Source organism: Amycolatopsis sp. A133, assembly GCF_031082405.1.
Taxonomy (GTDB): Bacteria; Actinomycetota; Actinomycetes; order Mycobacteriales; family Pseudonocardiaceae; genus Amycolatopsis.
Window position 1 is genome coordinate 62,343 of record NZ_JAVHJU010000066.1, and the last position, 13,037, is coordinate 75,379.

At 72.0% G+C, this 13,037-nt stretch carries 10 protein-coding genes; 5 read left to right on the forward strand and 5 right to left on the reverse strand.

What is annotated here, in order from left to right; all coding sequences use genetic code 11:
- The first annotated feature begins 22 nt into the window (after positions 1–22).
- The gene (locus Q5425_RS38755) at positions 23–943 is read left to right on the forward strand and encodes a zinc metalloprotease (RefSeq protein ID WP_308677396.1); all 921 of its coding nucleotides are present in this window, start codon (positions 23–25) and stop codon (positions 941–943) included.
- A gap of 58 nt (positions 944–1,001) precedes the next feature.
- On the opposite strand, the gene Q5425_RS38760 is transcribed toward Q5425_RS38755, so the two are convergent.
- Positions 1,002–1,409 carry a pyridoxamine 5'-phosphate oxidase family protein gene (locus Q5425_RS38760; protein ID WP_308677397.1) on the reverse strand — a complete coding sequence of 136 codons (408 nt, stop codon included), beginning with the start codon at positions 1,407–1,409 and terminating at the stop codon, positions 1,002–1,004.
- Positions 1,406–2,341 carry a zinc-binding dehydrogenase gene (locus Q5425_RS38765; protein WP_308677398.1) on the reverse strand — a complete coding sequence of 312 codons (936 nt, stop codon included), beginning with the start codon at positions 2,339–2,341 and terminating at the stop codon, positions 1,406–1,408. The genes Q5425_RS38760 and Q5425_RS38765 overlap by 4 nt, the downstream gene beginning before the upstream one ends.
- 172 nt (positions 2,342–2,513) lie before the next feature.
- Between Q5425_RS38765 and ald the strand changes: the two genes are divergently transcribed.
- Positions 2,514–3,629 (forward strand): alanine dehydrogenase, encoded by a 1,116-nt coding sequence (gene ald, locus Q5425_RS38770; RefSeq protein WP_308677399.1) that lies wholly within the window; start codon positions 2,514–2,516, stop codon positions 3,627–3,629.
- Position 3,630: 1 nt separating this feature from the next.
- Here the strand turns inward: ald and Q5425_RS38775 are convergent, their stop codons facing one another.
- Genes Q5425_RS38775 through Q5425_RS38785 form a run of 3 tightly spaced genes read right to left on the reverse strand, consistent with a single transcriptional unit; the run spans position 3,631 to position 6,835 of the window.
- Positions 3,631–4,761: an acyltransferase gene (locus Q5425_RS38775; protein WP_308677400.1), complete on the reverse strand. Its 1,131-nt coding sequence runs from the start codon at positions 4,759–4,761 to the stop codon at positions 3,631–3,633.
- Between the two features lie 45 nt (positions 4,762–4,806).
- Positions 4,807–6,165 (reverse strand): ATP-binding protein, encoded by a 1,359-nt coding sequence (locus Q5425_RS38780; RefSeq protein WP_308677401.1) that lies wholly within the window; start codon positions 6,163–6,165, stop codon positions 4,807–4,809.
- Complete coding sequence (locus Q5425_RS38785) at positions 6,158–6,835, reverse strand: response regulator transcription factor (protein WP_308677402.1); 678 nt, start codon at positions 6,833–6,835, stop codon at positions 6,158–6,160. Before Q5425_RS38785 ends, Q5425_RS38780 begins: the two co-directional genes overlap by 8 nt.
- 419 nt (positions 6,836–7,254) lie before the next feature.
- Here Q5425_RS38785 and Q5425_RS38790 point away from each other — a divergent pair, with 419 nt between their 5' ends.
- The 3 genes from Q5425_RS38790 to Q5425_RS38800 all read left to right on the forward strand — a co-directional run bounded on the left by Q5425_RS38790 (position 7,255) and on the right by Q5425_RS38800 (position 13,036).
- A complete protein-coding gene (locus Q5425_RS38790; protein WP_308677403.1) occupies positions 7,255–8,310 on the forward strand; it encodes an ABC transporter ATP-binding protein in 1,056 nt (351 codons plus the stop codon).
- Positions 8,310–9,191: an ABC transporter permease subunit gene (locus tag Q5425_RS38795; RefSeq protein WP_308677404.1), complete on the forward strand. Its 882-nt coding sequence runs from the start codon at positions 8,310–8,312 to the stop codon at positions 9,189–9,191. Before Q5425_RS38790 ends, Q5425_RS38795 begins: the two co-directional genes overlap by 1 nt.
- Positions 9,192–9,289: 98 nt before the next feature.
- Positions 9,290–13,036: an ABC transporter ATP-binding protein gene (locus Q5425_RS38800; protein ID WP_308677405.1), complete on the forward strand. Its 3,747-nt coding sequence runs from the start codon at positions 9,290–9,292 to the stop codon at positions 13,034–13,036.
- Position 13,037: the final 1 nt, after the last annotated feature.

The window sequence follows — 13,037 nt, forward strand, 5'->3', positions numbered from 1 at the left end:
TCGTTGCAAGAGGAGTTCCGCCATGAGCAGTGCGAAGCGGTTCGGCAAGGCCGTCAAGCTGGGTGCGGTGTCCGCGCTCTCCCTGGTCGCCTTGACCGTCCCGGCCGCAGGAGCCGGGAGCGCCGTCGCGGCGCCCAGCGGCGACTGCTTCACCCCCGCCCACGCCGCGGACCGCAGCAAGGACGGCCACGCCGGCACGGTGTCCCCGGCGGAGGCGGCCCGCATCGAGGCGGACATGCAGAGCAAGCTCGCCGGCAAGCGCACGGCGCGGTCGGCCGAGGTCGCCGCCGCGGTCTCGATCCCGGTGTACTTCCACGTGATCACCAGCGGCTCGGCCGGCAACCTGCCGGCGTCGGCGATCACCAAGCAGATCTCGGTCCTGAACAGCGCGTACGCGTCGAGCGGCTTCAGCTTCTCGCTCGTGAGCACGGACTACACGAACAACTCCACCTGGTACAACGGCATCACCGACGGCACCTCGGCCGAGCGCAACATGAAGAACGCGCTGCGCAAGGGCGGCAAGAACGCGCTGAACGTCTACACCGCCAGCCTCGGCGACGACCTGCTCGGCTGGGCGACGTTCCCGTCCAGCTACAACTCCCAGCCGAAGCTGGACGGCGTGGTCCTCCTCGACGAGTCCCTCCCGGGCCGGTCGGCCGCGAACTACAACGAGGGCGACACGGCCACGCACGAGGTCGGCCACTGGATGGGCCTGTACCACACGTTCCAGGGCGGCTGCTCCGGTTCGGGCGACTACGTGTCGGACACGCCGGCCGAAGCGACGGCGACGTCCGGCTGCCCGACGGGCAAGGACACCTGCACGTCGACGGGCAAGGACCCGGTGCACAACTTCATGGACTACAGCTACGACAGCTGCATGTACGAGTTCACCGCGGGCCAGACGACGCGGATGAAGAACGCTTGGTCGGCGTACCGCGCCTGACGCTCCGCTTCCCGCGGCGGAATCCGTGAAGGCCTCCTCGAGCTCTTCGAGGAGGCCTTCACGGCACCCGGTAGCTCAGGTCGTGCGCGACCAGCCGTGACGGCCGCAGGTACACCCAAACCGCGCCGACGTCCCCGTGCAGGTACTCGCGGAACCGCGGATCCCACCGCTGCTCATCGGCCCCCAGGTACCGCACCAGCTTCCGGCGACCACGCGCCACGTCGAACGGGACCAGCTCCGCGTCACCACTCGCCAAAACCTGCACCACCACGCCGGTGTCAAGCTCACAGACATCGACCGTCAGCGCAATCCGCGGCCGCTCGCGAAGAAGCGCCGGCAGGCGGGACCACGGGCCGCTGAGGATCCAGAACGCGCCGTCCTCCCAGAGGTACCACGTGGGCCGGACCGTGGGTCCGTCCGTCGCCACCCGGGCCGTGAGCGGCCGGGCCAGGAAGTCGTCGATCACGGCACCAGCAGCGTCTTTCCCACCGCCGCGCGCGACTCGATCGCCGCGTGCGCGTCCGCCGCCTTCTCCAGCGGGAACCGCTGCCCGATCACCGGCACCAACCGCCCCTCCGCCGCCGCGGCCAGTGCCGACTCCGTGAACGCACGCAGTTCCGCCGGTCCCCCGATCGACCGCACCAGCGAAACTCCGCGCGCCGCAGCGTCCTCTTCGGACACTTCGGCCCACGATCCGCCCGCCAGCCCGTACACCGCCATCCGGCCGCCCGGGCGCAGCAGCCCGAACGCCGCCGTGCCGATCTCGCCACCCACGCCGTCGAACACGATGTCCACGGAACCCACCGAGGACGTCCAGTCCGGCCGCAAGTAGTCGACCACCAGGTCGGCCCCGGGAACCCGGGCCACCTTCGCCGGCCCGCCCGCCGCGCCGATCACGAACGCGCCCGCCGCCTTCGCCAGCTGCACCAGCAGGCCGCCGACGCCGCCCGCCGCCGCCTCGACCAGGACTCGATCGCCCGGGCGCACCCTGGTCGCATGCACCAAGCCGGTCGCGGTCCGGCCGTCCGCGAGCACCGCCACCGCCGCGTCGAGCGACAGCGCGGGTGGCACCTCGAACACCGCCGCCGCGTCGACCGCGACGCGCTCGGCGTACCCACCCGACCCGCCGGTCGACGTGACCACCCGCTGCCCCGCCAGCCCGGGGTCCACCCCCGCGCCGACCGCGCTGATCACGCCGCCGACGCCGTTGCCGGGGATCAGCGGCAACGCCGCCCGGAACGGCCCCGGAGCACCCGCCCGGAACTGCGTCTCCACGAACGTGGTGTTGACGAACACCACCTCCACGAGCACCTGGCCCGGCCCCGCGACCGGGTCCGGCGCCTCCCCCGGTACCAGGACTTCCGGACCGCCGAACTCCCGCAACCACACCGCACGCATACCGACACGCTGCAACCTCAAGTGAAGTCGAAGTCAAGCGTCTTGTCCCAACAGCACTACGAATGCGGCGGAGAACTGTCCGGTCAGCACGATGACACCGCCGTCCGGGTGGTTCACCGTGAGTGGTAACACCGCACCGATTCCGGACGCAGACCGACCCAGGAGGCCGACCGTGCGTATCGCCGTTCCCCGTGAAATCAAGAAGCACGAATACCGGGTCGCGCTGACTCCGGCGGGGGTGCACGAGCTGGTCGGCCGCGGGCACGACGTCTTCGTCGAGACCGGTGCCGGGGTGGGTTCGTCGATCACCGACGAGGAGTACGTCGCCGCCGGTGCGAAGGTCCTCGCCACCGCCGACGAGACCTGGGCCGAGGGTGAGCTCGTCCTCAAGGTCAAGGAACCGATCGCCGAGGAGTACCCCCGGCTGCGGGCGGACCAGGTCCTCTTCACCTACCTGCACATCGCCGCCGACCGCCCGCTGACCGACGCGCTCCTGGCCGCCGGCACCACCGCGATCGCCTACGAGACGGTGCAGACCGCGAGCGGCGCCCTGCCGCTGCTCGCCCCGATGTCCGAGGTCGCGGGCCGGCTGGCCCCGCAGGTCGGTGCGTTCTCGCTGATGAAGCCGAGCGGTGGCCGCGGCGTGCTGCCCGGCGGCATCCCCGGCGTGCACCCGGCGCGCGTCGTTGTCATCGGCGGCGGGGTCGCGGGCCTGAACGCCGCCCGCGTCGCGCTGGGCCTCGGTTCGGACGTCGAAATCCTCGACACCAACGTCGACCGCCTCCGCCAGATCGACCACGACTTCGGCCCCGGCATCCGCACGGTGACGTCGACCCGGTTCTCGGTCGAGGAGGCCGTGCTGCAGGCCGACCTGGTGATCGGTGCGGTCCTCGTCCCGGGCGCGAAGGCGCCGAAGCTGGTCTCGAACGAGCTCGTCGCCCGCATGAAGCCGGGCAGCGTGCTCGTCGACATCGCGATCGACCAGGGCGGCTGCTTCGCCGACTCGCGTCCGACCACGCACGACGACCCGACCTACACCGTGCACGAGTCCGTCTTCTACTGCGTCGCGAACATGCCGGGCGCGGTGCCCCGGACGTCGACCTACGGCCTCACGAACGTCACGCTGCCCTACGCGGTCCAGCTGGCCGAGCACGGCTGGAAGGCCGCGCTGCAGGCGGACGCCGCGCTGGCGAAGGGTCTCAACACCCACGCCGGCGCCCTGACGAACGGCCCGGTCGCGGTGGCCCACGACCTGCCGCACACGCCGCTGGACACCGTCCTCGCCTGACCTACCTCACCCGAGCGGGTTCCTGTCGCACCGCGGCAGGAGCCCGCTCCCCTTTCTTCCGGCGAACCCCGCCCAGCAGCCGCCGCCCGAAGGCGATCGCGGGCAGCTCGACCCACCGCCGCAGCCCGCACGCGAAGAGCAGCGCGACGGCCGACGTCGCCACGGCCTTGCCCAGCCCGGTCGGGAACAGCAGGCCGGTCACGCCCGCGGCCCCGGTCTGGGTGAGGTACAGCGCGTACGACCGGTCGCCGAGGTAGGTCAGCGGACGGCTCGACAGCACCCGCCGGACCGGCCCCTGCGCGATCACCGCCACCAGCAGCAGCGCCGACCCGGCCGCGTAGATCGGCACGACGAACTGCCAGTGGCCGCCGAGCTGCTGCCCGAGCGGCTTGACCGACAGCTGCAGCACGCCGAACCCGAGCGCGACCAGCACCGCCGCGGCCGGGCTGGTCAGCGGCCGGAACACGGCGAACCCGCGCGGGTGGTGCAGCGCCAGCGCGAGCAGGCAGCCGACGACCAGCGAGCAGTAGTGCACGCTGAGCTCGGCCCACCGCTGCGACGGCGCGAGCGGCAACGCTCCGAAGAGGACACCGGTCACCACGCCCGCGGCGATCAGCAGGCGCAGCGCGGTCTTGCCGGTGCGAGCGAACGACGTCAGCACGAGCAGCGCGGGCCAGACGAGGTAGAACTTCTCCTCCACCCCCAGCGACCACGAGGTCGGGTACGGCGTGTTGTAGCCGACGAGCTCGTTGCCGAAGACCAGGTAGAACGGCATCGCGTCGGCCAGCCGGCTGCTCTGGTACGACCCGGCGAGCGTGACGGCCAGCGCCGTCAGGCCGAGCAGCAGGAAGTACACCGGCATGATCCGGAAGACGCGGCGGACGTAGAAGCCGCGCAGCGAAACGACGCCGGTGCGGTCCTCTTCGCGCAGCGCCAGCGTGGTGATCAGGAAGCCGGACAGCACGAAGAACAGCTGGACGGCGATCCAGCCCTGCAGCCGGTCGGCGACCGGGCCGCCGTAGTGGAAGAACACGACGGCCAGCGCGGCGAGCGCGCGCAGGCCGGTCAGGCCGGGGAACCACGACGAAGCCCGGTATTCGGCGTGGTCGAGGGGCCGCCAGGAGAGGGTCATGCCCGCAGCGTCGATCTTGGCCGCTGAACGGAGCCTGAAGCGCGCTTAAGACGTCTTCAGCTCCGGGAACCGGACGACGAACCGGCTCCGGTCCTCGACCGCGGCCGTGCCGCCGTGGGCCCGGGCGATGTCGGCGACGATGGCCAGGCCCAGGCCCGAACCGCCGTCGTCGCGGTCGCGGGCGTCGTCCAGCCGGACGAAGCGGTCGAAGACGCGCTCGCGGTCCGCTTCGGGGACACCCGGTCCGTCGTCCTCGACCGCCAGGACCACCTGTCCGTCCACTGCGGACACCGTGACGGCGACGCGGGAGACGGCGTGCCGCTGCGCGTTGTCGACGAGGTTGCGGACGAGCCGCTCCAGCCGCGACCGGTGGCCGCGCACCGACGGCGTCCCGGTGATCTCGACGTCGATCCCGTTCCGGCCGTCCACCACGGCACCGACCACTTCGGACAGTGCGACGGGCCGCTGCCGGTCCGGGCCTGCGTGGTCGAGCTTGCCGAGCAGGACGAGGTCGGCGACGAGGTCCTGCAGCCGGATGACGTCGAGCAGCGCGTTCCCGCAGGCCTGCTGCCAATCGATCCGGCCGGGGTGGGCCAAGAGCACTTCGAGCTGGGTCCGCAGCGAAGCGAGCGGGGTGCGCAGTTCGTGCGACGCGTCCGAGGTGAACCGGCTCTGCCGCGTGACGGCCTCGTCGAGCCGGGCGAGCATGGTGTTCATCGTCCCGGCCAGCCGCGCGATCTCGTCGCCGGTGCGCGGGTCCGGGACCCGGCGGCCCAAGTCCTGCGCGCCGATCCCGGCGACCTCGCCGCGGATGGCCTCGACCGGGCGCAGCGACCGGCGCACGGCGAGCCACGCGATGACGCCGATGAGCAGCGCGACCGCGGGCACCCCGGCCGCGAGCACGGTTTGGACGGAATCGGCCGCTGCCTGCCCCTCGGGGTCGATCTCCGCGCCGGCGAACACGTCGTACTCGCTGTCGCCGCTGTCGGCGTGCACGACGTGCAGGGTGAGGTCGTCGTCGAGCCCGCGCAGCTCGGGCGCGCAGCCGACGGACCCCTGCGCGGACCGGTCGTACTGGTAGGGCCGCAGGATGACTTCGGTGTCGTAGGCGGCCAGCGTCGCTTCCCGCAGGACCGGGCAGGACGCGACCGACACGCCCCGCTGGTCCTTGACCTCGTAGATCGAGTCGCGGACGAGCAGCGCGAGGTCGGCGGGCCGGGCGCCGGTGTTCAGCAGCTGGACGACGGCGTCGGCGTGGGCGTCGGCGAGCTGGGTGGCAGCGGTCTCGAGGCGGCTGCGCGTCTGCAGGACGAACCACACCGACACGGCGCCGAGCGCCACGGCGGAGGCGGCGAAAGCCGTGACGGCGACGCGGAACCGGGTGGAGCGCCAGAAATCAGGCACCCGCGGTCACCACGCGGTAACCGGCACCGCGGACCGTCCGGATGGTCTCGGCGCCGAACGGAACGTCGATCTTCCGCCGCAGCGCGCTCACGTGCACCTCCACCAGGTTGGCGGTCGCGGAAGCGGCGAAGTCCCACAGGTTGTCGAGCAGTTCGGCCTTGGTGACGACCTGCCCCGGCCGCTGCATGAGGTAAGCGAGCAAGGCGAATTCCTTGCCGGTGAGCGTGATGTCGGTGCTGCCGCGCCGGCAGGTCCGGCCGGCCTGGTCGAGTTCGAGGTCCCCCAGTTTGAGGACGCCCGCCCGGGTGGCTCCTCCGCGCCGGATGAGGGCACGCAGCCGCGAGAGCAGTACGCCGTAGGAGAAGGGCTTGGGCAGGAAGTCGTCGGCCCCGGTGTCGAGGGCCTCGATCTCGTCGTCTTCGCCGTCCTTGGCGGTGAGCATGAGGATGGGGGTGCTGTTGCCCTGGTCCCGCAGCCGGCGGCAGACGCGGTAGCCGTTCAGCCCGGGCAGCATGATGTCGAGGATGATGGCGGAGTAGGGATGTTCGGTGGCGTGCCACAGCGCATCCCGCCCGTTGTGGGCAACATCGACGGCGTACCCCTCGGCCGTGAGCCCGGCCCGCAGCGCCTCGGCCAGCCGCCGTTCATCCTCGACGAGCAAGATCCGCACCCACGCAACGATGCCACAGCACGCGGACACCCACAGCACGCCCGGCAGACCCCAAAGCCGCGACGAAGGCACCGTGGGGGGGTCCGGGGGGCTCGGCCCCCCGGGTAACACGACGGAGTCGAAGCGAAGCGAAGACGAAGGGGCGACCCGCTCAACCAGCCTGGGGGTCACTGGGAGCGGGCCGCCGAGTCCTAGCTTAGAGGGCTTCCGGCGAGTTGGCTGCACCGGGTCGGAAAGTCGCACGAATTCTTTACCAAGTTGATCTGACCGGAGATCAAGAATCCTCTGGTCAGCGGCCTCGGAGGCGGCACCGGCCGGTAGCGGAAAGTGACGAAAGTCGCTCTGGCGCGTTCCGTGCGCGCGAGCGACGCCGGTAGGGCAGGATGACGCCGCATCAGCGGGGAACGTTAGGGGACGGTATGCACGACGGCAGTGGCCGGATTGTGGTGCAGAACCTGAGCAAGCGGTTCGGCGCGGTGAACGCCGTGCAGAACCTCAGCTTCACGGTCGAACCCGGTTCGGTGACGGGCTTCCTCGGCCCGAACGGCGCCGGCAAGACGACGACGTTGCGCATGTTGCTCGGGTTGGTGACACCCACTTCGGGGACGGCGACGATCAACGGGCGGCCGCACTCGCAGCTGGGGAACCCGGCGCGGGTGGTCGGCTCGGTGCTCGAGAACGAGGGCTTCCACCCGGGCCGGACGGCGCGCAACCACCTCCGGGTGTACGCCGCCGCGATCGGGGTGCCGGACCAGCGGGCGGACGAGGTGCTCGGCCTGGTGGGCCTGGGCAGTGCCGCCGACCGGAAGGCGGGCGGGTTCTCCCTCGGCATGCGGCAGCGGCTGGCGCTGGCGACGGCGCTGCTGGGCGACCCGCAGGTGCTGGTGCTGGACGAGCCGACGAACGGCCTCGACCCCGAGGGCATCCTGTGGCTGCGCAACTTCCTGCGGTCGTACGCGCGCGAGCAGCGGCGGACCGTGCTGGTTTCGAGCCACCTGCTCAACGAGGTCGAGCAGCTGATCGACCAGGTCGTGATCATCAGCCAGGGCGTGACGCGGTACTACGGCCCGCTCGAGCAGCTGCGCAAGGGCCAGCAGTCGCGGGTGCTGGTGCAGCCGGCGGACCCGTCGGCGCTCGTGAAGGCGTTGCAGGAGAACGGTATCCAGCAGGTGTCGCCGACGCCGGACGGCCGGGTCGCGGTCGCCGGGTCCAGCGTCCAGCAGATCGGCGACCTGGCTGCGAAGGCCGGGATCGCGGTCTACGGGATGCAGGAGGAGCACGCCGACCTGGAGCGGATGTTCTTCCAGCTGACGCAGGGTCAGTACACCGGCGCGCCGGGCTACCCGCCGCCGCAGCCGCCGTACCAGCAGGGCCCGCCGCCCGGTTCCCCGCCGCCGCAGCACTACCAGCAGGGCCCGCCGTCGGGCCCGCAGCAGCAACAGCAGCAGCAGTACTGGGGAGGGCCGCAGCAGTGATGGGCAACCTGATCAAGGCGGAGTTCCGCAAGACGCTCTCGCTGAACACGTGGTGGGTGCTGCTGATCCCGCTGGCTCTGGTGGCGTTCTGGCTGACGTTCGTGTGGGGCAAGATCACGAACGACTTCGCGGACTTCATCGGCTCCAGCGACGCTCGCGAGGTCGCGGGCGCGGTCGGCTTGGACGCGAGCAAGCTGCCGGTCGGGCTGCTGGCGTTCGCGCACGGCGTGAACATCGCGCAGCTGATCCCCGGCCTGTTCGGCGTTTTCGCGCTGGCCGGCGAGTACCGCAGCAAGACGATCACGACGACGTTCCTGACGGCGCCGAACCGGGTCACGGCGCTGACCGCGAAGATGCTGACGTACGTGGCGTGGGGCGCGATCTACGGCCTGGTGAGCTTCGGCGTCTCGGCGGTCGCGGTGATGGCGTCGGTCGATTCCGGGCGGTGGCCCAGTGCCGGCCAGTGGCTGGCCGCGCTCGGCGGGACGATCCTGGCCTCGGTGCTGGTGACGCTGTTCGGCATCGGGTTCGGCGCGGTGCTGCGCAACGTGCCGCTGGCCGTGGTGCTGTTCCTGGTGTGGTTCCTGATCGTGGAGAACGTGCTCGTCATCGCGCTCTGGGGACCGGCCGACATCCTGGGCGGCCTGCTGCCGAACGGCACCGCCAACGGGATCGTGGGCGGGATCGCCGCGGACGCGTTCGGCATCAACTCGCTCAACCTGCCGGGCGGTGTCGACCACTGGTCGGCGCTCGGCCTGCAGCTCGCGGCGGGCGCGCCGGGCGTGATCTCGTGGTGGGCTTCGGCGCTGATCTTCTTCGCGTGGACGATGCTCTTCTTCGGCCTCGGCTGGGCGGGCAACCAGAAGCGCGACATCACGTAGTCCCTTCGCTGCCCGTGAAGGCCACCTCGAGCAGCTCGAGGTGGCCTTCTCGGCATTCAGGGAAATATTTTGTCGGTGGTGGCGCTTAGTGTGACAACGTGACCGTCGCTCCGCCCCGCTCCCGTCAAGAGCTCCCACCCACCGAGACCGCCGGCTGGATCCGCCGGCTGTCCGCCGCGGCGTGGGAGCACCGCGCACTCGTCGTGCTGTCGCTGCTCGCCGCCGCGTTCGGCGTCGGCGTGCAGGCCGCCACCCCGCTGCTGGTGCGCACCGCGGTGGACGACGCGGTGGCCGGGCAGACCGGCGGGCTGCCCGGGATCGCCGTTTTCCTGATCGCGCTGCAGCTGGTCGCCTTCGGCACCGCGTTCGCGCGCCGCTACCTCGGCGGGAAGCTCGCCCTCGACGTCCAGCACGACCTGCGCCAGCGCGTCTTCAACGCCGTTTCGCGGCTGGACGGCGGCAAGCAGGACGCCCTGCGCACCGGCCAGGTTGCCTCGCGCGCGATCTCCGACCTGCAGCTGGTGACCGGGATCCTGATGCAGGTCCCGCTGTCGTTCGGCTCGGTGGTCTTCGCGCTGCTGTCGTTCGTCGCGATGCTGTGGCTGTCCCCGGTGCTGACGCTGATCGCGCTGGTCGTCACGCCCGCGGTCGGCATCATCGTCACGCGCAGCCGCAAGCGCCTGTTCCCGGCCACCTGGTCGGCGCAGCAGCGCGCGGCGGACGTCGCGCAGCAGGTCGAGGAGACCGTCACCGGCGTCCGGGTGGTCAAGGGCTTCGGCCAGGAGACGCGGGAAGTCTCGAAGCTGGAAGGCACCGCGCGCAAGTTGTTCGGGGAGCGGCTGCGCGCGGCGAAGCTGTCGGCGATCCCGACGGCGACCACCGCCGCCCTGCCCGCCGCCGGCCAGGTCGCCGTGCTCGGCATCGGCGGTGTCCTGGCGCTGAACGGTTCCATCACCCTCGGCACGTTCCTGGCCTTCGCGACCTACCTCGCGACGCTGATCGGTCCCGCCCGGATGCTGTCCGGGCTGGTCGTGCAGGCCCAGCTGACCCGCGCCGGCGCCGAGCGGGTGTACGAGCTGATCGACGCGCAGCCGGAGGTCGCCGACGCGCCGGACGCGCGGCCGCTGCCGGACGGCCCGCTGGGCGTGGAGCTCGACGGCGTCCGGTTCGGCTACACCCGCAGCGATCCGGTGCTGGACGGCCTTTCGGTCACCGCGAACCCGGGCGAAACCCTCGCGCTGGTCGGCACCGCGGGCTCCGGGAAGTCGACGATCTCGCTGCTGCTGCCCCGCTTCTACGACGTGCACGAGGGCGCGGTGCGGGTCGGCGGCCTCGACATCCGCGGCGTGCCGCTGCGGCAGCTGCGGCAGGCGATCGGCGTGGTGTTCGAAGAGGCGTTCCTGTTCTCCTCGTCGATCCGGGACAACATCGCCTACGGCCGCCCGGACGCGAGCGAGGAGGAGATCGTCGCGGCGGCCAAGGCCGCGGAGGCGGACGGCTTCATCCGCGCTCTCCCGGACGGCTACGACACGCTGGTCGGCGAGCGCGGGCTCACGCTCTCGGGCGGGCAGCGGCAGCGGCTCGGGCTGGCCCGGGCCCTGATCACCGACCCGCGGATCCTCGTCCTCGACGACGCGACCTCGGCCATCGACACCGTCACCGAAGCGGCGATCCACGACACCCTGCGGTCGGTCACCGCGAGCCGGACCACCCTGCTGATCGCGCACCGGCGGTCCACCCTGGCGCTGGCCGACCGGATCGCGGTGCTGGACGAAGGCCGTGTCGTCGACGTCGGCACCGAGGCCGAGCTGATGGCGCGCTGCCCGCTGTTCCGCGAACTGGTGGCGGGCCCGGGCGACGACGTCGAAGAGAAGCACCGCTGCGAAGGCCTCGACTGCGGGCCGGGCGGGGTCACGCCGTCGCTGTGGCCGCGCGACGAGAGCCGCGACGAGGTCGACGCGCTGGCCGAAGCCGCGCGGATGCGCAGCGGCGATCCGAACAGCAGCGGGTTCGTCGGCGGGGGCGGCGGCCTCGACGTGCCGCCGACGCCGGAGCTGATCGAGGGCGTGCGCAAGCTCCCGGCCGCGGTCGACGAGCCGCAGCTGCCGGGCGTGGACGTCACCGCGCCCGACCCGAAGTTCCGGCTGGCGGGGCTGCTGCGGCCGGTCCGCGGGCCGCTGGCCCTGGTGATCGGGCTGGTGGCGGCGGACGCGCTGGCGTCGATCGCGCTGCCGGGGCTGTACCAGTTCGGCGTCGACCACGGCGTCCGCACCGGCGTCGAGTGGGTGATCTGGCTGGCCGCCGGCATCGGCGCGGTCGTGATCGCGGCCGACTGGCTGGTGGTGTTCGCGCAGACGCGGCTGACGTCGCGGGTGGGCGAAACGGTGCTGTACGCGCTGCGCGTCCGCAGCTACGCACACCTGCAGCGGCTCGGGCTCGACTACTACGAGCGGGAGCTGTCGGGGAAGATCATGACCCGGATGACGACGGACGTCGACGCGCTGTCGACGTTCCTGCAGACCGGGCTCGCCACCGCGGTGGTGAGCGCGCTGACGCTGGCCGGGATCACGGCCGCGCTGCTGGTCACCGACGCCGGGCTGGCACTGTACGCGCTGGCGATGGTGCCGGTGCTGGCGGTGGCCACGGTGATCTTCCGGCGGTCGGCGTCGAAGGCCTACAACGAGGCCCGCGAGCGGGTCAGCGTCGTGAACGCGGACATGCAGGAGAACGTCAGCGGGTTGCGCGTCGCGCAGGCGTACACGCGCGAAGACCGCTCCGCGGAGGCGTTCGCTTCGCGCAGCGACGACTACCGGCGCTCGCGGCTGCGGGCCCAGCGGTATGTGGCGACGTACTTCCCGCTGGTGGCGCTGCTGTCGGACCTGGCGACGACGACGGTGCTGGTGGCGGGCGCGGACCGCGTCGCGGCGGGCACGCTGTCGGCCGGTGTGCTGCTCGCGTTCCTGCTGTACCTGCAGCAGTTCTTCTCGCCGATCCAGCAGCTGTCGGCGGTGTTCGACGGCTACCAGCAGGCGAGCGTCGGCTTGAACCGGATCGGCGACCTGCTGCGGACGCCGACGTCGGTGCCGGCGGCCGAGCACCCGGTGGCGGTGCCGCCCCGGCTGCGCGGCGAGGTGTCGTTCAAGGAAGTCGACTTCGCCTACACCGGCACCGAGGGCAAAGCGCTGGAGCAGTTTTCGCTGGACGTCGCGGCGGGCGAGACGGTCGCGCTGGTCGGCGCGACCGGCGCCGGGAAGTCGACGGCGGTGAAGCTGGTGGCGCGCTACTACGACGTCACGGGCGGCGAGGTCCGGATCGACGGCACGGACGTCCGCGAGTACGAGCTGGCCGGCCTGCGGCGCCGGATGGGCGTGGTGCCGCAGGAGGCCCACCTGTTCTCGGGCACGGTGGCCGACAACGTCCGCTACGGCCGCCCGTCGGCCTCCGACGCGGAGGTCGAGGCGGCGATCCGCGCGGTGGGCGCGCTCGACGGCGTCGCGGCCCTGCCGGCGGGCTTCCTGCAGCCGGTGGGCGAACGCGGCCGGTCGCTGTCGGCGGGCCAGCGCCAGCTGGTGGCCCTGGCCCGGGCGGAACTGGTGGACCCGGACGTCCTGCTGCTCGACGAGGCGACGGCGGCCCTGGATCCGTCGACGGAGGCCGCGGTCCTGCGCGCAACGGAGACGGTCGCCCGCCGCCGCACGACGTTCGTGGTCGCCCACCGCCTGGCCACAGCGGCCCGCGCGGACCGCATCGTGGTCCTGGACCACGCCCGCATCGTCGAAACGGGAACCCACGACGAGCTCCTGGCCGCCAAAGGCCACTACGCCCGCCTCTGGGCCCTCGGCTGAC